The organism is Bacteriovorax sp. BAL6_X (genome assembly GCF_000443995.1).
Taxonomy (GTDB): Bacteria; Bdellovibrionota; Bacteriovoracia; order Bacteriovoracales; family Bacteriovoracaceae; genus Halobacteriovorax_A.
In genome coordinates this window covers 737173-757562 of sequence record NZ_AUMC01000010.1, presented here as the reverse complement: position 1 = coordinate 757562, position 20390 = coordinate 737173, and the positions used below count along the sequence as shown (strand labels likewise).

The 20390-nt window shown below is 37.8% G+C and carries 21 protein-coding genes; 3 read left to right on the top strand and 18 right to left on the bottom strand.

The features are described from left to right. Window positions 1–98: 98 nt before the first annotated feature. The 11 genes from M902_RS14300 to M902_RS14250 form a co-directional block, all read right to left on the bottom strand. A complete protein-coding gene (locus M902_RS14300; RefSeq protein ID WP_021268299.1) occupies window positions 99–1067 on the bottom strand; it encodes a hypothetical protein in 969 nt (322 codons plus the stop codon). 78 nt (window positions 1068–1145) lie between these two features. Then, complete coding sequence (locus M902_RS14295) at window positions 1146–2060, bottom strand: hypothetical protein (RefSeq protein ID WP_021267854.1); 915 nt, start codon at window positions 2058–2060, stop codon at window positions 1146–1148. Window positions 2061–2670: 610 nt separating this feature from the next. Further along, window positions 2671–3186 carry a hypothetical protein gene (locus M902_RS14290; protein ID WP_021268647.1) on the bottom strand — a complete coding sequence of 172 codons (516 nt, stop codon included), beginning with the start codon at window positions 3184–3186 and terminating at the stop codon, window positions 2671–2673. 33 nt (window positions 3187–3219) lie between these two features. After that, window positions 3220–4332: a hypothetical protein gene (locus M902_RS14285; RefSeq protein WP_021267946.1), complete on the bottom strand. Its 1113-nt coding sequence runs from the start codon at window positions 4330–4332 to the stop codon at window positions 3220–3222. A gap of 120 nt (window positions 4333–4452) precedes the next feature. Next, complete coding sequence (locus M902_RS14280) at window positions 4453–5235, bottom strand: hypothetical protein (RefSeq protein ID WP_021268346.1); 783 nt, start codon at window positions 5233–5235, stop codon at window positions 4453–4455. A gap of 173 nt (window positions 5236–5408) precedes the next feature. Continuing rightward, the gene (locus tag M902_RS14275) at window positions 5409–8528 is read right to left on the bottom strand and encodes an efflux RND transporter permease subunit (protein ID WP_021268217.1); all 3120 of its coding nucleotides are present in this window, start codon (window positions 8526–8528) and stop codon (window positions 5409–5411) included. 18 nt (window positions 8529–8546) lie between these two features. Then, window positions 8547–9113, bottom strand: a complete 567-nt coding sequence (locus tag M902_RS14270) for a hypothetical protein (protein WP_021268424.1) — start codon at window positions 9111–9113, stop codon at window positions 8547–8549. After that, window positions 9110–10333 carry a TolC family protein gene (locus tag M902_RS14265; protein ID WP_021268479.1) on the bottom strand — a complete coding sequence of 408 codons (1224 nt, stop codon included), beginning with the start codon at window positions 10331–10333 and terminating at the stop codon, window positions 9110–9112. Before M902_RS14265 ends, M902_RS14270 begins: the two co-directional genes overlap by 4 nt. Before the next feature lie 48 nt (window positions 10334–10381). Continuing rightward, window positions 10382–10714 (bottom strand): hypothetical protein, encoded by a 333-nt coding sequence (locus M902_RS14260; protein WP_156979899.1) that lies wholly within the window; start codon window positions 10712–10714, stop codon window positions 10382–10384. Window positions 10715–10747: 33 nt separating this feature from the next. Beyond that, window positions 10748–11077, bottom strand: coding sequence for a translation initiation factor SUI1 (locus M902_RS14255; protein WP_021268622.1), 330 nt, complete (start codon window positions 11075–11077; stop codon window positions 10748–10750). A gap of 14 nt (window positions 11078–11091) precedes the next feature. After that, entirely contained in the window at window positions 11092–11628 is a 537-nt protein-coding gene (locus tag M902_RS14250; RefSeq protein ID WP_021267949.1) for a DUF924 family protein, read from the bottom strand. 70 nt (window positions 11629–11698) lie between these two features. On the opposite strand from M902_RS14250, the gene M902_RS16215 reads away from it, so the two are divergent. The 3 genes from M902_RS16215 (at window position 11699) to M902_RS16210 (ending at window position 14560) form a co-directional block, all read left to right on the top strand. Beyond that, a complete protein-coding gene (locus tag M902_RS16215) occupies window positions 11699–12466 on the top strand; it encodes a hypothetical protein (RefSeq protein WP_021267915.1) in 768 nt (255 codons plus the stop codon). Window positions 12467–12751: 285 nt separating this feature from the next. Continuing rightward, window positions 12752–13357 (top strand): FKBP-type peptidyl-prolyl cis-trans isomerase, encoded by a 606-nt coding sequence (locus M902_RS14240; protein WP_021268258.1) that lies wholly within the window; start codon window positions 12752–12754, stop codon window positions 13355–13357. 123 nt (window positions 13358–13480) lie between these two features. Beyond that, window positions 13481–14560, top strand: a complete 1080-nt coding sequence (locus tag M902_RS16210; RefSeq protein ID WP_021268284.1) for a lipocalin family protein — start codon at window positions 13481–13483, stop codon at window positions 14558–14560. A gap of 28 nt (window positions 14561–14588) precedes the next feature. Here M902_RS16210 and M902_RS14230 read toward each other — a convergent pair whose 3' ends face one another. The 7 genes from M902_RS14230 to M902_RS14205 all read right to left on the bottom strand — a co-directional run bounded on the left by M902_RS14230 (window position 14589) and on the right by M902_RS14205 (window position 20327). Beyond that, window positions 14589–14993: a hypothetical protein gene (locus tag M902_RS14230; protein ID WP_021268118.1), complete on the bottom strand. Its 405-nt coding sequence runs from the start codon at window positions 14991–14993 to the stop codon at window positions 14589–14591. Window positions 14994–15126: 133 nt separating this feature from the next. Continuing rightward, on the bottom strand, window positions 15127–15297 hold the full coding sequence (locus M902_RS16560) for a hypothetical protein (protein WP_021268037.1): 171 nt from the start codon (window positions 15295–15297) through the stop codon (window positions 15127–15129). Window positions 15298–15342: 45 nt separating this feature from the next. Beyond that, window positions 15343–15666, bottom strand: coding sequence for a hypothetical protein (locus M902_RS14225; RefSeq protein ID WP_021267880.1), 324 nt, complete (start codon window positions 15664–15666; stop codon window positions 15343–15345). Further along, window positions 15656–16207, bottom strand: coding sequence for a lumazine-binding domain protein (locus M902_RS14220; RefSeq protein ID WP_021267773.1), 552 nt, complete (start codon window positions 16205–16207; stop codon window positions 15656–15658). Before M902_RS14220 ends, M902_RS14225 begins: the two co-directional genes overlap by 11 nt. Before the next feature lie 26 nt (window positions 16208–16233). After that, window positions 16234–17229 carry a fatty acid desaturase gene (locus tag M902_RS14215; protein ID WP_198011911.1) on the bottom strand — a complete coding sequence of 332 codons (996 nt, stop codon included), beginning with the start codon at window positions 17227–17229 and terminating at the stop codon, window positions 16234–16236. A gap of 107 nt (window positions 17230–17336) precedes the next feature. Next, a complete protein-coding gene (gene acs / locus M902_RS14210) occupies window positions 17337–19232 on the bottom strand; it encodes an acetate--CoA ligase (RefSeq protein ID WP_021268503.1) in 1896 nt (631 codons plus the stop codon). A gap of 63 nt (window positions 19233–19295) precedes the next feature. Next, complete coding sequence (locus M902_RS14205; protein ID WP_021268746.1) at window positions 19296–20327, bottom strand: serine/threonine protein kinase; 1032 nt, start codon at window positions 20325–20327, stop codon at window positions 19296–19298. Window positions 20328–20390 lie beyond the last annotated feature (63 nt).

Sequence of the window (20390 nt, the reverse complement as noted above, 5' to 3'; positions counted from 1 at the left end):
CCTATAAGACTTTGATTTGAGGTAATTTTGCGTTTACCTTGCGTAAAGAAAAAGCATCTGGATCAAATCTTACTAATAAAAACCCAAGGACAGCTATATTATTCAGTATATCCAAAATATTTTCTACAGTTTTCTTCTATATCTTTGAAGTTGTATTTTGGTCTATATTTACATGCAGTTATTCTGTAATACTTAGAAAGTCGAGTAAAATATGTTGGTCTCTTTCTTTCATAATTTAAATCTGAGGTATAAAGTGAACTTAAAGCACGAGAGATATAAGGATTATCATAAGCGTATAAAATTATGTCATCATTATGATCTTCAACATTGTAAAAATAACCACTCTGAATAGCTCTTCTTAGAGTTAAATGATAAGAGTAAGAAAAACCGGAACATGCCCCGTTAGCAAACATAGAGTTATAATAGGAAAGCATATCTTGCACAGGCTGCCCACTATTCAAAAGAGAAAAGTATAAGTATACCTCTTCAGGTATCCCACACTTCAAAGGAATTTTAATACTATAACGCGAACTATCCCTCATTCTGCCGCTCCACAGCTCAAAATTTGACACACTAAACCTAGAGTTCTTTTTTATATTTATATCCCAAATCGCCTTAATAAAATCCCTCGAGAAAGCATCGTTATTTTTTATATTATAAAGAGCTTCAAGTAGCTGACGGCATGCCCCATTTTGTAAGGAATATGATTCATTTATGTCAAAACACCTCTTTGAAAGATCTTTCAAAAAATAAGGCGCATCAGAAAGATATGGATACTTTTTAGACTCTGCAATCTTACTTTTTATAAAATAAACAACTCCCCACAAAGGGAATAAAAGCGTTGCATTTCTAGCAAACCAATCTGCTCGCTCAAGAGACTCACTAGACAAATCAAAAAGGTATTTATTTTTAACTTTATAGTCATCTTTTACTAACACCCCCCATGCAATTGGTTTTAAGATTAAATAACATAAAATAAAAAGGATATAGAATCCTCTCCTCTCCTTTATTTTAATGTGAGAAAGTAAAAAATAAAGTAACAAGAATATAAATATAAAATCTAACACAAGCCTGTCCTATAAATTAGCATTCGGTTCAAGGTGCTTTTTCACTACCAAAGATAAGAGCTCCCATCGCTTTACAACTTAAAGAAGTAAATTTACATAACAAGCAAACTCACCATTTGAATTCAATAACTCATTAATCAGTACCTTGTCCTCATCTAATAGGTCATCATCACTCTCAAGATACATGATTACATGATCATCCTTCACCTTACTAACTCCGCAACTATCAACGCATGCAAATTTCTTACCTTCACAACCTAAACTTTTTCCAGCAAATGTGTATTTCTTTCTCAACTCTTCTCTTGTAAGTTTAAAAACATCGTCTTTGAACTTAAACACTTCTTTCATTTCATCAACATTTATCCACATATCTTGATTCGATAAAAGTTTTACACGTCCATTTTCAAACTTCTCCACTACTCCATACGTAAATACAAAATCAGAGTAATGTTCGTTCTTTAGCTTTACATATATCTTAACTTGAACTCCATCCCTTGCACCAGGTTCTTTCTCAAACTTAATTCCTAGTTTCCCAATAGACTCTTTTCCTTTAGCGCTCTTAAATATATTAGCGACATAGATATCCTCAATATTCAAATCAATTTTAGAAATGATGTAGCCAGGACTCTCTCCAAACTTTTTCTTAAATAAATAACGCTGCCTCCTTTCGCAGTCTGTATACTCTTCAAGGTTTTGATTTTTTTTCAGACTACTCACGCAGCTAGAAATATATATCTCATATTTCTTCTCTATCTTATCGGCTTTTGTCTTAAATTCGGATATATTTTTATCAACCTTTTCTTTAAGGTCACCGGAAAAACGCTGCTCTAAAGTTCCATATAAAAGATCACGTCCATAGACGCTAGAACATAAACAAGCAACTAAACTGACTATGAACTTTGTATCCAGGTGCTTTTTCGTTGACCTTGCATAAAGAAAAAGCACCTGGATCAAATCTTCAAACATAGCTCTAACAACTTCTTTAAATTTCAATTTGATTACCCCTAAAAATGAATTGATAACTACTTATCGGGCAACAAGGACTAAACATTACTAATTTAACAACTTAGGAATAGGTTTAAATAAGATAGGAACAATGAGTGTCCACCTCAAGAAATGCTAAAGATTTTAATTATGAAAATTGGCTATATGAGAAAACGATGACAGACTTTCTTTGGCTAAAATTTGTTACTCATTTTCACTTCGTGAAAATATCGTTTTTATATTGCGTAGACTTTCCCATTGGCCTTGAGACGAACCGCTCGGGCTTGAACCCTCGCTCTCGACGCTAATCTCTAGCTGAAGAGTTGGGGGCCTAGCACCGCAAACAATAGACTGGCTTTGGCCAGTCAATTTTGCGGGTGGCCTTGAGACGAACCGCTCGGGCTTGGCCCCTCGCTCTCGACACTAATCTCTAGCTGAAGTGTAAGGGGCCTAGCACCGCAAACAATAGACTGGCTTTGGCCAGTCAATTTTGCGGGTGGCCTTGAGACGAACCGCTCGGGCTTGAACCCTCGCTCTCGACGTAAATCTCTAGCTGAAGAGTAAGGGGCCTAGCACCGCAAACAATAGCCCGCCTTTGGGCGGCCAATTTTGCGGGTGCTTAATAGCGATCTTTAAAACGTATAATCAAAGACTGATTGATGTGAAGGTTTCCGCGGCGGTAGTCGATGAATTTTGCACGCATTAAGTTTTTTAATGAGTGAGAGAAGTCCACATCGGCCATGGCAAATTCTTGGTAAGGATAGCCGGCCCAAAGGTTTTTAAGTTCTGAGTGAAGATCTTTTTCTCTTTTTCTGAATTTACCTTGGTCTTTTAGATGGTAAATAATGAAAAGCTCTTCGTCTTCAAGCTCAATTCCTAGGCCATAGCAAATGGCACTTAGGGCATGAACTGCTGCGATATACTTCTTATCTTTACCGAATTCATTTTGAAAATTAACGAAACCTTTAAAGAATGCATCTAATTTGAATACCATATTCTCATAGACGGCATATGTACTCTTAGATGAATCATTAGAGACATGAATGCATTTATGAAGAAATTCTTCAAATTGATCCATTTTCTTAAATTCTACTTTTTCTAATATTTCTTCAAATGTTTCTTGTAATTGGTCCATAGTCGTCTTTCTATCACATAATTCCTAAGCTGCCTATTGAGTAATACCGCGAATCTGATACTCTCGTGACGGCTTACGACGGCGATCGTATTCCTTTTGTCCAGGAGAGCGAGAATCATTATAAATATCCTCTGCTCCATAATAATTACTGATCATACATACATTCAGAGCTGCAATACGATCACATTTTGATTTTACAATTCTCTTATAATTGGCCACGGCCTTTTGATTGCGGGCCTGTCTCTCAGGTGTAAAACGGTAATATTCAACAAATAGGTTTCTGTCCGCAGGATTGATTTCATCCTTATACACATTGTAAACCAGCTTCTCACATGAAAAGTCCTTAAGCTCACCTTCAATAGCAGGAAAGTGATTTTTTAGAGTCGTTGCTGACTCAGAACGGAAACCACCTTGGTCGTTGTCACCTGCAAAGAAAGAAAGGTTTGAATAAATATCTTCAATCTTGGCGGTTTCATTTTCACATGAGTTAAGCATTTGATCGACCCTTGTTAGAAGTCTCTCAAGGTTCTTCTTTGTTACCTCTGCATTTTCATCGTCACAAGAAATACACCACTCTCTTTCAGCGAAGTCCGAGTTCACATAGAGCATGGTTGCCAGAAGCGTATTTTCAAGTCCACTCATGGCATCCGCATGAGCAGCAGGAATCACAAGATCAAGAAGCGTGAACCTTCGTGTTGCCTTTACCTTTTCAGTTAGTTCATCAAAGGCCTTATTAAAATCAAGCTTCTTGAAGTCAACAGGACGCTCATTCAAAAGAAATTGATTCTTAACCAGAGTTTCAATGGAATATTGTAATTTGTAGTTACCAACTCTAATGGTGGCCACACCGTTTTTAATCGTTGCAGGAGGGAGCTCACCGATGCCAGTCTTCTTTAGCCAGCGAAAATACTTATGTTGCTCTTTGATATTTTTAAAGGACTGAGCATAGACCTCAGGGTCTTTGCGTCTTTGATTATAACTATCCGTAATATTTACGAAGCGACGATAGTAGTTCTTCAGAGCAAAGTCTTCGACAATGGCCTCGCCAGAGTACTCCTCTTTCTCCACAATCATTTTTGCATGAGTCTGGGGAGCTGTCGCCAAGAGGCCAACAAGCGCTAAGATCTTAATAATCGAGTTCCTCATAATTATCTCCCATACGCTTAACGGAGTAATTATATCAATTATTAAATATTTATGTCAGAGATCTAAAGATATCAGTAAGATAGCAAGGCCATCGACATGGCCTCGCCCTAGTTATGCCAATTAAAATTGTGCAGATAATTGAAAGATAAAAGATGAGCGACACTCGAATTCATCGAGCTGATTGACTCCACAATCCATTGCTGAAACCGAATAGTCCATTGTGAATGAGCCTTTTTCCGTATTCAACTTGAAGTCCTCTGCTAAGTCGAGACCTTGAGCGGAAAGAACTGGGGCGATTGCTCTTTCTAAGTCTTCTGCCTTGATCGATATTTGCTTAATTTTTCCAAAAAGAGATTTTTTTACAATAGCCGGAACAACTGTATCCACATCGTATTCTTCAAAAATAATTTGAACCGCTTTTTTTGAGACTATATTTAATTTCATCTTATTAAGGAATTCTCTTGCAGGAATTCCTTGTGTGATTTCATTACGAGAGCCCTCTACGCTAATAACCATATCAAAGTCACCTTCAATTGTGGACTTAGTTCCAGTAAGATTATCTCCCTTAACTTCATAGAAGTCCTTACCACGCAGCTCAACAGTGATCTCCATTCCATTTTCAAGGTGATTAAAATTTGTGTTAACAGTTTTAGCTAATTCATTATAACTCACACCCTTTGCAAGAGCTTCAGTCATTGCCGTTGAACAAGATTCAACCTGCGCAAGATCTCCTCTCTTAAGTAAGGCAGCGGCCTTAGTAGAACCCTCAAGTGCGCGAGCGTAGTTAATTGCAGCTTCACTTTTTGAAAAGCGGCAACTTGATAGGCCATCATTAACTGATAATGATGCAAATACTTGTGTGCTTAATAGAGTGATTGCTGTGGCAATAATAAATTTATTCAATTCAGGCTCCCTTTTACCTTCTTAAAAGTCTGGCAGTAAATTATCATATCTAGGAAATCTATCGAGTTATTTGAAAATTTACCAATGGATGTCTTAGATTTAGACGCCTATTTTAAACAGGAAGAAGTGGTCTTAAAACTTAAGATTCCTCTTAAGTTTCAAGACCTTAGAGTTTATTCAGTCTTCATTTGCTCAATAAATAATCGATACAATGAAGGGAGAACAACAAGTGTTAGAAGAGTTGCAGATATAATCCCACCAACAACTACTGTTGCAAGAGGCCTTTGAACCTCTGCCCCTAACCCTGTTGAAAAAATCATCGGCAGGAAGCCGAAAATATCCGTTAAGGCCGTCATAAGAACTGGACGAAGTCTAACCATTGTCCCTTCCCTCACAACATCATCAGGAGATTTCCCATCAGCTAAGAGTCGATTAAAGTATGTCACAAGAACAACACCGTTTAGAATACTAATCCCACATAAGGCAATAAAACCAACACCAGCAGAAATACTAAATGGTAATCCTAAAATCTTTAATGAAAGGACACCTCCAATAAGGGCCATTGGTGCACATAGAAAAATTAATAAGACTTGTGCATAATTCTTAAAGGCCGCATAGAGCATAACTAAAATAAGAAGTAGGGCCAATGGAACTAGAACACTTAGTCTTTCTTTAGCTGAAATAAGATTTTTAAAGCTTCCACCCCATTCGATATAGTAACCTTCTGGAAGACTAACTTCTTTTTCAACAATCTCTTTTGCAACTTTTACAAAGTTTTCAATATCTCGAGTTTCTGGATTGATTAGAATAGCAAGTCTGCGAACAGAGTTTTCACGACTAACTGATGAGTAAGTTTCAGAAAGCTCTATATCTGCCACATCACTAATCTTAACAGTATAACCTTCCGAGATCCCAACAGGTAGATTAGAGATCGTCTCAACATCCTTTCTTTCATTTGCAGATAAGCGAGTCATGATTGGATACTTTTTAACACCATCGTAGATATCCCCAACTTGAGCACCTCCAATAGCTGTCGAAATAACATCAAGAACAGGTTTACTACTTACTCCAAGTTTTGCAAGCTCATCAAGTTTTGGAGTGTATTGAATCATTGGAGCGAGTCCTTTTGACTCAACTTCAACCTCGCCTGCACCAGGAGCCTTAGCAATCGCCGCAGAAACCTTACCAGCAATTTCTTCAATAACTTTTAAGTCTTCACCGTAAACCTTAGCTGAAACAGATGCCCTTGTTCCTTCAAGTAACTCGTTAAAACGTAACTCTACTGGTTGAGAGAACATGGCCACTTGTGCCGGGATATTTAATGTAAGGGCCTTTCTAATTTCCTCCATGAGATCGGCCTTATTTTTAATATGTTCTTGCTTGGGCCATCCATCCCTAGGCTTAAGCATGACATATGAGTCCGAGATATTAACACCCATCGGATCTGTACTAATTTCAGCAGCACCAGTTCTTGCAAAAACAGTCTTCACTTGTGGAAACTCTTTAATGACATCTTCGCTTAATCTTTGAAGTTGTATTGAGTTCTCAATGCTAATATTTGCAGGACGGATAAACTGAACAGCAAAGTCTCCTTCATCTAATTGAGGAATAAACTCCGAGCCCATTCCCATAAATAAAACTCCCCCAAGAGCTATAGCTGACACACCAAAGCCTAGAACGACCTTCTTAAACTTTAATGCTAATTCTAAAATAGGAGAGAAAGCTTGCTTTGCTAAAAGCATGATTTTAGGCTCACGATCTTGTGTATTAGAGCTTAAGAATGTTGCGGCCAATGCTGGGACTAAAGTGAATGATAGAACTAGAGCTGAAGCAAGTGCCATAATAAAAGTTGTGGCCATAGGGCCAAACATTTTTCCTTCTACACCTGTAAGTGCAAAAAGTGGAATGAAAACTGTAATAACAATAATCTCACCAAATCCAGCAGCTGAACGGATTTCAATAGCACTTTCCACAACAAGATCTTTAATTTCAGCACGTGTTAAGGCACGGCCAATTTCCTTTGTTCGCTTTTGTAAACGGTGAACACAGTTTTCAATAACAATAACAGCACCATCGACAATAATCCCAAAATCTAGAGCACCAAGACTCATTAAATTTCCTGAAACGTTTTGCCAGCGCATAAGAATAAAAGTAATTAAAAGTGAAATTGGAATGGTTGCAGCAACAATAATTGCGGCCCTAATATTTCCCACAAGAAGCATGAGAAAGGCCATCACAAGTCCTGCACCAACTATTAAGTTATGCTCAACAGTACTTAAAGTAGCATTAACCATATTAGAACGATTATAAACGATTTCGAGATTTACCCATGAAGGTAGATCCTTTTTAATCTCATTGATACGTTCTTCAAGTCTAATTGAAACAGCTCGAGAGTTTTCCCCAAGAAGCATGAAGGCCGTTCCAATTACGACCTCTTTTCCATTATGAGTTGCAGCTCCTGTGCGAATCTCTTTATCGAACTTAACAACTGCCACATCTTTTACTCGAATGATATCAAGAGAGCCTAATCGCTTAATGACAATATTCTCGATATCAGAGATACTCTTTAAAAGTCCAACACCACGAACTAGAAGTTGTTCTCCAGTTTGAGGAATATAGCCTCCTCCAACATTTTGGTTTGTACTCTCAATGGCATTTTCAATATCATCGAAATGAATTCCAAATTTGGCCATTTTATCAATATCCGGCTGAATGAAGTATTGCTTCTCATAACCACCAATTGTATTAACCTCGATAACACCCTTAACTGTTAAAAGCCTAGGTTTAATTAGCCAATCTTGAATTGAGCGAAGCTCCATTAACTTCAGCATCTCATCTTCTTCTGACTTGGCCTCTCCCTTAAAACTCAAGGAATAATGGAAAATCTCTCCAAGACCCGTACTAATTGGCCCCATTTCTGGCTTTAACCCCTCAGGCAAGTCAATATTAATAAGCTTTTCAGACGACAGCTGTCTAGCACGAAAGATATCAACATCATCATTAAAAATAACAGTAACCTGAGAGATTCCATACTTAGAAACAGAACGTGTTTGCTCTACCCCAGGCATGCCTGTTAATGCCGACTCAATTGGAAATGTTACCATTCTTTCAATTTCTTCAGGAGTTAAACCTTCAACAGGAGTATTAACCTGCACCTGAGTATTTGTAATATCAGGAACCGCATCAATTGATAACTTTTCAAAAGAGTAAATACCACCAATGATTAGAATCGCCGTCGCGATAAAAACAAAGAGACGATTATGAACACTAAATTCAATTATTTTATTCATCATGATTATTCCCCTCGATCTCTAATGTGCATGGCCATAATCAGACTCATCAGTTGAAAAGATATCTGATACTCGAAGAAGTCCAATCCCACTGATCACAACTTCATCACCTTTAGTAAACGATCCGGTCAACTCATGCTCATCAACAAGTTTAAAGAAGCCATTTCTTTTGCGATAAAGTGCACGCTCTTTTCCCACAACTACATATGCATTATCAGGGATATTATTAAAGCCTGTTTCAAATAAAACAGTCTTAATAGCAAGCCTTTTTTGAGCTTCTTTAGATAATTGAATTCCATAATTTACATCTACTTTAACAATGGCCTTACCCTCACCTGTTTTTTGATCACTATGTTCGTGAGAATGATCATGGCCATCTTCATCTTCATCTTCATCTTTACCTTCTCCATCTTCTTCACTATGTTCGTGAGAATGATCATGGCCATCTTTATCCTCTTCATCTTGGTCACTATGTTCTTGATGCTCTTCATGCTTATGCTCATCATGGTTGTGTTCGTTATGCTCTTCGTGATTAGATTCACAACTAACTAAGCTTATTAGTAAAATAAGTAAGATTATTTTTTTCATATTTGTTCCTCTAGTATTGTTCCTCTTAGTAAATAGATATTCCATAAAGCTTCGACTGCTCCGATTTCGTAGTCATTTCGCCTAGTAAAGAAATCTACCATTTGCCTGTGTGCCTCAATAATTAACGATGTCGAAATTACGCCGCGATCAAAGAGTTTTTCTATTCTCTTATGTTTTTTTTCTAAAACTGACTGAGAGGCCATTTTCTTGTAAACTGATTTATAGCGTTGATATTTTTGAACCCAATTTCTATGATCAATTTGTAGATCAAGTTCGTCGTACCGAATCTGATACTCACTTTTTTTAACAGCAGCAATCCCTTTCGCCTTTGCCCCATCATTGGTATTAAAAACAGGCAAGTCAAAAGTAAGGCTTAGGCCAAAGGCGTGTTCCTTTTCATCATCAGACTTTGAATATTCATACATTGGACCGACACTAAGATCACTATATGCATTAGACTTTGCTACATCATACTCAGCCTTTGCAACAGCAAGCTGTGCGAGTCTTTTCTTGTAGCCCGTACTATCCTTTAATTCTAATAAATTTAAGTTCAATTCTTTAAATTTAAATAGTTTTGGCAAAGCACTTTTTGAAACAACACAGTTCTTTCCTGCATTTAACTTTAAATGTACTCGTATACTTGCCTTTTCTGCTTTAAGCTCTGACAACCTCATATAATAATCATCCATCGCAAATGAAAGAGTCTCATACTCAACTTCTTGGCTTGGCGACAACGATTTTCTAATCTTGCTTTTTTTATCATAGACTTTCTTAAGAGAGCCATATGATTCTTGATAGACAGGAATAAGCTCTTCAATTTGTCTTAGACGATAAAGATTTAAAATATTTTCTAAAACAGCTTTTTCTTTTTCTCCCTTGAATTCAAGTCGACCTAATTCTTTTAATCTCTGAGCCCATGCCTTACGCGAGTCTCTTTTTCCTCCTAGTTCAAAAGTTTGTGTTAACTTAAGCATAGAAGAAACTTTATTATTTCCAGCTGAAACGATTTCTGTTTCTACCTCAGGGTTATATACCTGATTGGCCGACTTAATTTCGCCATCAAGAATTTCTTCATTTGCCTTTGCCATGAGGTTTACTTGATGATTTGCCTTAATTTTGTTTAAAAATTCGTTAGCATCAGAGATTCGACAAGTCTGTCCATAAGTGTTTAAACCTAAGAACATAACAAGAATCACGATACTACTTCGATTAGTATTCATCGTATTAATCCTTTTTTATAAGAATGTTAAAATTTGAAATTTAAAAATTTACGATAAAGAAGGTGGCTTCTTTGCAGGATCGAGGTCTGGGGATTTAAAGAAATTTAATCTAAGAGGTTGATTCTTATTTAGCTCAATAAGTGGAGACTTTAATTTTACAGCATGATCAATATTAACTAAGTAGTGTAGGCCCGAACAATGAATATAGCAATGTTCCGTTCCGCGATCATGATCATCACAATTATCAGGATGGTCTAATTGCGATTTCTGTATTTTTATACTTTCTAAGTTATTTCCAGATAATTTAATTTCATGGGCTTCATGAGTGAAGCTCAAAAAAATCATAATTACTGTGAATATTGAAAATATAATACGTAACATGACTACAATACTAACACGCTCAGGTATCAGAGTCTAGCCTCCTGTCTGCTTCCACTGTAATTTTTTTTTATTTAACAATATCTTAACTTGATCAAGTTTTTCGCCGTGAACTTCGATATAGTCATTTTTAAATGCGCCTCCTACACCAAGAGTTTTTTTTAAGTCTTTGGCAAGTTTCTGACACCACTTTTTATTTGCAGGAAGACCACTAATTTCAACGATTGCTCTTCCCTTTCCTGAAGTTAGCCTTCTAATTTCTAAAACAAGTTCAGATTCATTAACTTCTTCATTAGAGATATTTTTACTATTTTTCTTTCTTAAATCACCGGCCTCATCAGACCACACTAGTTTTGCATCTTTCATTTCTCAATCATAACTCAGAAACTAGAATTTGGCATTTTCAAAAAATCAATCTCTTCAGGAGTAGATTCTCGGCCGAGTACTTCATTGCGATGTGGGTAGCGGCCAAAGCGTTCGATTATACCCATATGCTGATGCATATACTGAAGGGCCATATCATTATCTAATTTTTCAAAAAGCCTTAGCCCTTCTTTTTGAATTGTTAGAGATTCACTGTGCATAAATGGCATATAAAGAAAGTGTTTCTTTCTTGTCGTAAAACCTTCATCCGCTTTTTGTAGGATTGCCTCTTGGGCCAAGACTAAGGCCATATCATCACTAGCAAAAGAGCGTGCATCGCCACGATAAATATTGCGGGAGAATTGATCGAGAATGATAATTTCGGCCAAGCGACCAAGATGTTCTTCCCTCCACTCAAATAACTCTCCCTTTGCAGCCTTCGTATGAAGCCTACCAAAGCGCTTTTTGATCTCGTGATCAATGCGGCTATCCTTTATCCACTTTTGCTCGTCGGTAAGCTCATCAAACCAAAAATCAAGTACTTCGTGGTACATAAAGTCTCCTATTTAATGAAATTTTACCCGATATCTTGTTCAATATTCGAAATCTAGGTAGAACCTTGTCATGAAAAAATTAATCCTTTTAGTTTGTTTATTTACATTAACAAAGTCAGTCTTTGCGGCCGTTAGCAAGGACGAATACGAGCAAGTCAAAGAAGCTCTCTATCAAGCTTATAGCGAACTTGCTCCATCACAAAATGAAGTTTTGCAAATTAACTTACCAATAGTAGGTTTACCTGCCTCATATTGGTGGGATATTGATATGGTTCATGCCTCATATGTTCAGGCAACAAATGAAAGCTCCCAAATTGAACACCGAATTTACTTAATGGGTGGCTTTGCTCGACTTGCGGGAATGACTCCTGACGGTCTTGCTCTAACGGCATGTCATGAGATCGGCCACGGAATTGGTGGTGCGCCTAAGAAAGATGATCCAATGAATATGGGCTATCACTCTTCAATGGAAGGACAGTCTGATTATTTTGCAACGAAAGATTGTTTAGCAATTGTCTTTAAGTATCTTCCGCAACTTCGTGAAGTAAAAGAGAAACCTATTTATAAGGAGCTATGCTCAAAGCAAGACAAGCACGAGTACTTTACTTGTCTTAGACTTCTAACTGCTATGGAAGCCGATCAGGCCTTCTTTAAAAGCCTTGGTGATGAAGTGAGTTTTGAGACATTTTCTTCAAATGTGGCCACAGAACTTAACACTGACCCATCATTCTATCCTGAGGCCCAATGCCGCTTTGACACAATGATCAATGGAGTTTTAGACCTAGAACGTCCTGAGTGTTGGTATCCAACTGGTGAGAAAAACGGAACATTACGCTGATAGAGGTACGTCGATACTTTTCGACAATTCCACAACTTACGAAGTTACTGGCCAAGGATATTGCTGTTAATCAACTTCAATCATCATAAACTCTTATGAAAGTAAGTATTACTGATATGAAAAAGTAAAACATATTAGTCTAGCTTAAAACAAACTCAAGATTTATCAGACTTAGAAAGGACGAAAGTGATAAGTAACTGATATATCGAAAAGTATCGACGTACCGTATGACTAGATGTTAAGGTGCCATCAACTAGTAAAATACAATCAAACAAAGGGTATTTAATGGAAACTCATATGGAAAAAGTAAGCTACATTATCGGTCGCCAAATTGGTTCTGATTTTGTTGCACAAGGAATGGAAATCAATGCTGAAATTTTCGCAAATGCAGTAGCATCTGCAATGAAAGGTGAAGAAAGCACTCTTTCAGCTGAAGAAACTCAAAAAACAATGACTGAGTTCCAAGAGCATATGGCAAGACAACTTGCTGAAGCAGCTAATAAACTAGCTGAAGAAGGTCGTGCCTACCTTGAAACAAATAAAGCAGCTGAAGGTGTTACAACAACGGCTTCAGGTCTTCAATATAAAGTACTAGAAGCAGGAACTGGTGCAACTCCAACTGCTGAGTCTACTGTAGAAGTTCACTATGAAGGAAAACTAATTGATGGAACTGTATTTGACTCTTCATTCCAAAGAGGACAAACAATTCAATTCCCAGTTGGTGGTGTGATCAAAGGTTGGACAGAAGCTCTTCAACTAATGAAAGAGGGTGACTCTTGGGAATTAACAATCCCTTCTGAGCTTGCTTATGGTGAGCACGGTGCAGGAGCTAAGATTCCTCCACACTCAACTCTTATCTTTAAAGTACAACTTATTAAAGCAAACGTATAAGTTTAATGGGGGCCAAGTTATTGGCCCTTCTCTTTAACTCGCCATAACCTTTCTTAACCAAACTTAAACTCCTAAATTGTTAATATAAAGATACATTCTCCTCCATAACTTATGGGAGGATTCATGAAAAAAGTATTATTCTTTTTTGCCGCGCTACCACTTTTCTTTAACACTGCCTTAGCAGATAGAAAAAGTGCAAAAGAGGCAAAACTATCAACAACAGAAACAGTAGGTGCAATGAAGCATACTAGACGCTTTAGAAATTTCTTAAGCGCTGCCCGAATTGCAGGCCTTGACGATATTGTAACAATCGATCACCCGATCACAATCTTTGCTCCTAACGATGAGGCATTTGCTAAACTACCTCCTGAGACGGTTGAGTATCTTCTAGCAAACCCACTCGAGCTTAGAAAGCTACTTCTATATCATATTGGATACGGACGCTTTACTAAGAAAGATCTTAGACAGAAGAAAGAAGTTAAGACATTTCACGGAAGAGTTATCCTAGTGGATCAAGATAGTGAAGAGTTTATTCTAAACTCAAGCACATTACGTCTTGGAACAATTAAGAAGCACGATAGAAATATCATTGTTCATGAAATCAATGAAGTCCTTATGCCATCAGAAGAGCTTCCTGCAAATAACTTCCAAACAGTTGAGTATGTTGACCTTTCTCGCTACCTAGGGACTTGGTACCAACAGGGTGCATACGCTGCATTCTTCAACTTAAGATGTCAGGGAACAAAGGCAGAGTATTCTCTCAAACACCATAGAATTAGAGTAAAGAATTCTTGTCAGTTAGTTAACGGTAAAGAAAAAGTTGATAAAGCGTACGCAAAAGTAGTTGATGAGATTTCAAATGCAAAACTTAAGGTTAGCTTTGTGCCACTTCTTGGATACTTTGGAGTTGGAGGCGGTGATTACCAAATCATCCACCTCGATGAAGAATACACTGAAGCAATCGTAGCGGATAGAGATAGAAATACACTCTTTATTCTGACTCGTGAAAGAGAAATTGCTGAATCAAAGTATGAAGAGCTAGTACAAATTGCAGTTGATCAAGGTTTTAGACCGGAGTACATCAATAGAACTCCTGTATATGAAGTAGTTGAACCAACAGATACAACTGATACTACAGTTGGAGATAGTAATGACGATGACGTTGTCATTACAGATCCAGTTGAAGCCGACGTGATATTTTAAAAAAGAAGGGCCAGACTCTGGCCCTTTTTTATTCTACTTTAACTAGGTTTTTACAAACGATAATATTTCTCTCTTTCTTTGGAAAATGTGGAAAGAGATTGTATTTTGAAGATAGAGAATCAACCATAAACTTTCCGTTTCTTTGCTTCTCTAAAACAAGATCATTAAATCCGGTATATTCATCATCATGAAACCAGCGCTTCTCAACACCAGTATACTGACGGTATAATCTAAACTCATCAGATTTATCTGTTTCTAGCTCACCTTCTAAAACAAGTGACTTATCTCCACGATCAACAGTTGCATGACAATATCCCTCATCACATTCGATAGAGACAGTGCACCCGCTTGAACTTTCATAGTTACCCGCTAACTTAGCAGCAGATGAATTAAGAGAAATAAGAGCAAGTAATGCGACTAGTGTAATTTTCATATTGAACCTCATCAAATTTTTTTTGAATCTATCAGTAATTGGTTCGTAATTGTATAAAGTCGGTAATAATTATTATGATGATTAGATTTTAAACAAGGGGGCAATGCCCCCTTAAGCTATTGAATATTCATATTCAATTCATTTGAACAACGATAACACCAAAGAAGACCGCCAAAAACAAAATAACACAAAAATAGAGGCCAATATTACTTGTTGAGCTCTCTTCATGGTTATATTCTTTGACTTTTCCTTCATAATCATACGTCTTTACTTGTGTAGATGTGCCTACTGATGTCTTATCCATACATCCTCCATTTTTTAATTAAATAAATTTAAATTCTTTCTTAAACTAAGAAAATGGAGGGCTTAGCCCTGAATGAGTACCTAAGTACGGCCTTGATAAATAAGGACTAAAGAGCGTTTTACATTGGCCAATATAAGATAATGAAAGGCCAATATTATTATCACTTAAACTTATATATTCGCTTGGTATGTCTTCTAAAGATAATACCTTCGGAGTTCTCGAATGGTCCTCAACAGAGACAGTTACGGCCTGGTTTAATTCCCAGAATATATTAGATTGCTCTACATCATTTAAATGAACAGCAGAAACACTACTAAAACTACTAAGAAAGAATAGCCAAATAAATAGAAGTATTTGTTTAATTTTCAAAGCGCCATAGTCCTCTTATATTTGTGACACCTGTTATTCGCCACTTATCTTTTTTCATTAAACTAAATACGACCTCAACAGGCTTTAGGGTATATTGGCCATCATTAATATTCTTCATAATCGTCGCATTTGTTTCGGGACGATTTGAAACAAGAGGAGGCCTTGTTAACTTGAGTAAGGCAATTTGCATATCAAACTTATTGTTAAATTCTGGCACGATAATGATAGTTCTAACAGTTGCGCGACTTCCCTCTTTTTTAACATCCACAACCTTAAATGAAAGTAGGCCCTGAATGGCCGAGAGAACTTCCTTTTTAGTCTTTTTAATATTCTTTTCCCAAGCAACGACATCTTTGACGAAGCCACGATAATCAGCAATCTGCTGCTGATTCCCAAAGCCTGGGTCATAGTAATTGAAAGTTTCTTCAAAATTGGCCGAGAAAGTTTCACGAATTACACTTTCAACCGTTTCCTCTGGAGTTGACTTAGAACAACTAATAAATGAAGAAATTAAAATTAATAGGACTAGAAATCGTTTCATCCACACATTATACACTTTGCTTGTACTTATGGCCTAATTATTTCTTTATTAAATCTCTTTATGGATATTGACGTCACTAAAACATGGAAAATACTAGAGTAAGTATTGCTCTTATAAATATGATCCGGTGGCAGCTTCTTCATCAATTGCCTGTGAGCGACGGCCAAATTCGTATAGGGAAGCTCAGGAAAGAGATGGTGAATAGCGTGATAATTAAGTCCATTAACAAAGACGAAAAATGAACTAAATCCCGACTCTATTGTAATAGTGTCTAAGAGCTGCTCTTCCCAACTCATGGGCCCTAGCTTCTCATTAGTATAGAGATGATTAAAAAGAGCGCGGTACATATTTAGCGTTGAAGAGATCACCACAATAGCAAACCAAATCCAGATCGTGCTCATAGGGAGTAGTTTGAAAAAAATTAGGCCCCCGACAATGGCCTTATAGAGAACACACATAAGATCATTTCTTACCATACGGCCAACCTCTTTTTCTTCGTTTCGAATCGGTCTCTGATAATCCATGGAGAATGCTAAGGTGGACATATTTTGATAAATCCAGACCTTTTGTTCCCTACTTAAAAGCGGGTAAGCAAGGGGAAACACCCCAAAGCGAATGACCTGCACAATAGGCAGTGCAACTGATGCCATAAGAGGTCTTGATAAAGTTAGAAAGCTAAACTCTGAAATATACTTATACTCTGGATCTCTTTTGGTCCCATAGGTCTGCTTTCCATGGTGAAAAAGGTGAGCGTCTCCTAGATAGACAGGATAAGCGTTTGGCCAACCGAAAAGAATATTGAAAACGGTACGATACCCCTTAATCTTTCTCGCAATATGACTCACCTCATGAACTAAGATAGTTCCACGGTAAATAAAGAAAATCGCAATAATGAAAGTGAAGATATTAAAATAGAAACAAGTGTAGAAGAAAGCACTCCACCCAATGAGAGCATTAAGAAGTAGATCAAACCAAACTCTCCCCTTGTTTAGGGTGTGGTGATTTTTTAAAATCTCCTTCATTAGTTGAATGTCATCTCTTTTGGATATTACCTCTCTCATCATACTGTTCTAGCATGAGAGAGAGGTATCGATAATATAGCTACTTGAATCTTAACTTAAATTAAGAACTACTTCACACCATTCTTAATTTCTTCAACCACTGATGGGTCAAGAAGTGTTGAAGTGTCTCCAAAATTATTGAAGTCATGGGCCGCAATCTTTCTAAGAATTCGACGCATGATTTTTCCAGAACGTGTCTTTGGAAGTCCCGAAACAATTTGAACTTTATCAGGGCGAGCAACTGCCCCGATTTCTTTTACGACTGTTGCATTAATAAGCTTCGTTACTTCGGCTTCATCAGTAAGGTCAGTCACAACGTAAGCATAGATCCCCTCCCCCTTAACGTCGTGAGGGTAACCAACAACCGCACTTTCAGCAATGGCTTGATTCTTACCAATGGCATTTTCAATTTCAGCTGTTCCAAAACGGTGCCCAGAAACATTGATAACATCGTCGACACGCCCAGTGATTCTAAAGTAGCCTTCAACGTCACGTTTTGCACCATCACCAGAGAAGTAATAACCCTTATACGTTCTAAGATAAGCATTCATGAAACGCTCGTGATTTTTATAAACTGTACGTAGCATTCCTGGCCATGGATACTTAATACAAAGTTTTCCTTCGGCCATCGTTTCACCAATTTCATGGCCATTATCATCGACTAGAACAGGAACAATCCCAGGAAGCGGAAGAGTTGCCTTACAAGGTTTTGTTTTTGTAAGTCCTGCAAGTGGAGAGATTAAAATCCCACCCGTTTCTGTCTGCCACCAAGTATCAACAATTGGACATTGCTTCTTTCCAATAAATTCATTATACCAGTGCCATGCTTCTGCATTGATTGGCTCACCTACTGAACCAAGAACCTTTAGGCTTGAAAGGTCGTACTTGGCCGGAACATCATCTCCTGCGGCCATAAGAGCACGGACTGCAGTTGGTGCTGTATAAAAGTGTGTCACCTTATTCTTTTCAACGATATCCCAAAAACGTCCAGCATCTGGATATGTTGGAACACCTTCAAACATCATTGTCGTGGCACCATTTAGAAGTGGCCCATAAGTAATATAAGTATGACCAGTGATCCAACCAATATCGGCCGTACACCAATACATATCCTGCTCTTCTACTTGAAAGACATTGGCAAAAGTATACGCTGCCCAAATCATGTAACCAGCTTGTGTATGAAGAACTCCCTTAGGTGTTCCTGTCGATCCAGACGTGTAAAGAATAAATAGAGGATCTTCGGCGTCATGTTGTGGGGCCACGTGTTTGTCAGATGCCTTATCAAAAAGCTCATGCCACCAAATATCACGTCCTTCTTTCATGGCGACATCATTTCCTGCACGTTTGTGAACAATAACGTTCTTTACGCTTTTACAGGCATTATCTTCTAGAGCCTCATCAACAATTGACTTAAGCTCAGTCACTTTTGTTCCACGAAGGCCACCATCATTAGTTACTAGCACACTACACTGAGCATCTTCGATTCTTCCAGCAAGAGCTTGAGCAGAGAAACCACCGAAAACAACAGAGTGGATTGCACCAATTCTTGCACAGGCAAGAACTGTAAACATAAGTTCAGGAACCATCGACATATAGATACAAACGCGATCTCCCTTTTTTACTCCAAGCCCTTCCAGCATATTTGCTGTTTTACAAACTTGAGCATGTAGTTCCTTATATGTGAATTCTTGGTTAGCTTCATTTGGATCGTTAGCGACGAAGACCATCGCTTTCTTATCACCACGAGTTGCAAGGTGGCGATCAAGACAATTTTCAGTAATATTTAATTTCGCACCATGAAACCAACGAATATCACCGTCTTTTAAATTTCCTAGTGTTACTTCATCCCACTTTTTTGAGAATTGAAAATTCTCAGCAATAGCTCCCCAATACTCTGACGGGTTATTCTTGGCCTGCTCATAGGCAGCTTCATATTCTTCGAAAGTTTTAAGACGAATATCCATATTCATTACCTCACTTATCTTTTTTAAACAGAGATAAATTTTCTCGCAACTTTTAAGATACGTCTAGTACTGGTAAGGATTCTTAACTTCTAATATTTTAGACCATAAGGCCCTTAAATCATTCATTTGCCCATACCAGTAATTTGGTGATTCAAAATAACCAAAAGTATACTTGAATGAAGGATCATCCCATCTCTTAGCAATCCATGCACTAAAGTGAATTAGTCTTAGAGCACGTAGTGAAGGAATCAGTTTAAGTTGCTCATACGGAAATGAGCGAATGCTATCATATGCCTCGAGAAAGATATTGCGATCGATAACAGACTGCTGATCATCACCTGGGCATATTGGCCAAACATCTTGAACCACTGGCCCCATCACCATATCATCAAAGTCCACAAAAAATGAGTCATCACCTCTTAAGATAATATTTCCTTTGTGAAAGTCACCGTGGACTCTTTGATAAGTTACATTTTCAAAAAGTGACTTAGACTCGCTGATTATCTGCTCGCAAATTGTAATAAAGTGCTCGCGAATATCGACAGGTATATAATTTGTGGAGGCAAGAAATTTTAAATTGGCGACACCATAAGTTTCAGGTGTGAGCTTAATTCTATGATTAGCGCTCTTTAAGGCACCAACGCTGTGAATACGGGCCAGAGAACGCCCCATTATTTCCAGCTGCTCGATATTCATCTCTTCAGGATTTCTCCCCCCTCTCTTTTCATAGAGGCAATAGAAGATCTTGTGATTTGGCATCTCAAAAAGGGTTGTTCCATCAATTTCGAGTGGAGCGATTACAGGAATCTCCGCATCATCGAGATCCTTTATGAAATTGTGCTCATCGATGATCTGCTCCTTCGTCCAGCGACCTGGACGATAGAACTTGGCCACAATGAAGTGGTCGCTTGGTGAATTAATCTCGGCCTCAGGGCGATCCACCTCGATCTCATAGACGCGATTTTCGATACTATTTAATGGAAGACAGCGCCCTGTCGTCTTAAAACCAACTGCATCAATAGCATCTAAAATGGCCTCTGGATTTAATTGGAAGAAATATTGGGTCTCTTCACTACCCCATACATAATCACTCATGTAAAAAATCATATGCTTGCGCACAGTGCCATGGCAATGAAAACCTAGGGTGTTAGAAAGCCT

What these genes read in the sequence shown, in the direction of transcription:
- M902_RS16560 (WP_021268037.1), bottom strand. Translation starts at nt 15,297, where the DNA reads ATGGATAAGACATCAGTAGGCACATCTACACAAGTAAAGACGTATGAT.
- M902_RS14215 (WP_198011911.1), bottom strand. Translation starts at nt 17,229, where the DNA reads ATGAAGGAGATTTTAAAAAATCACCACACCCTAAACAAGGGGAGAGTT.
- M902_RS14260 (WP_156979899.1), bottom strand. Translation starts at nt 10,714, where the DNA reads ATGTTACGTATTATATTTTCAATATTCACAGTAATTATGATTTTTTTG.
- M902_RS14240 (WP_021268258.1), top strand. Translation starts at nt 12,752, where the DNA reads ATGGAAACTCATATGGAAAAAGTAAGCTACATTATCGGTCGCCAAATT.
- M902_RS16210 (WP_021268284.1), top strand. Translation starts at nt 13,481, where the DNA reads ATGAAAAAAGTATTATTCTTTTTTGCCGCGCTACCACTTTTCTTTAAC.
- M902_RS14250 (WP_021267949.1), bottom strand. Translation starts at nt 11,628, where the DNA reads ATGTACCACGAAGTACTTGATTTTTGGTTTGATGAGCTTACCGACGAG.
- M902_RS16215 (WP_021267915.1), top strand. Translation starts at nt 11,699, where the DNA reads ATGAAAAAATTAATCCTTTTAGTTTGTTTATTTACATTAACAAAGTCA.
- M902_RS14270 (WP_021268424.1), bottom strand. Translation starts at nt 9,113, where the DNA reads ATGAAAAAAATAATCTTACTTATTTTACTAATAAGCTTAGTTAGTTGT.
- M902_RS14285 (WP_021267946.1), bottom strand. Translation starts at nt 4,332, where the DNA reads ATGAGGAACTCGATTATTAAGATCTTAGCGCTTGTTGGCCTCTTGGCG.
- M902_RS14220 (WP_021267773.1), bottom strand. Translation starts at nt 16,207, where the DNA reads ATGAAACGATTTCTAGTCCTATTAATTTTAATTTCTTCATTTATTAGT.
- M902_RS14205 (WP_021268746.1), bottom strand. Translation starts at nt 20,327, where the DNA reads ATGAGTGATTATGTATGGGGTAGTGAAGAGACCCAATATTTCTTCCAA.
- acs (WP_021268503.1), bottom strand. Translation starts at nt 19,232, where the DNA reads ATGGATATTCGTCTTAAAACTTTCGAAGAATATGAAGCTGCCTATGAG.
- M902_RS14255 (WP_021268622.1), bottom strand. Translation starts at nt 11,077, where the DNA reads ATGAAAGATGCAAAACTAGTGTGGTCTGATGAGGCCGGTGATTTAAGA.
- M902_RS14290 (WP_021268647.1), bottom strand. Translation starts at nt 3,186, where the DNA reads ATGGACCAATTACAAGAAACATTTGAAGAAATATTAGAAAAAGTAGAA.
- M902_RS14265 (WP_021268479.1), bottom strand. Translation starts at nt 10,333, where the DNA reads ATGAATACTAATCGAAGTAGTATCGTGATTCTTGTTATGTTCTTAGGT.
- M902_RS14230 (WP_021268118.1), bottom strand. Translation starts at nt 14,993, where the DNA reads ATGAAAATTACACTAGTCGCATTACTTGCTCTTATTTCTCTTAATTCA.
- M902_RS14275 (WP_021268217.1), bottom strand. Translation starts at nt 8,528, where the DNA reads ATGATGAATAAAATAATTGAATTTAGTGTTCATAATCGTCTCTTTGTT.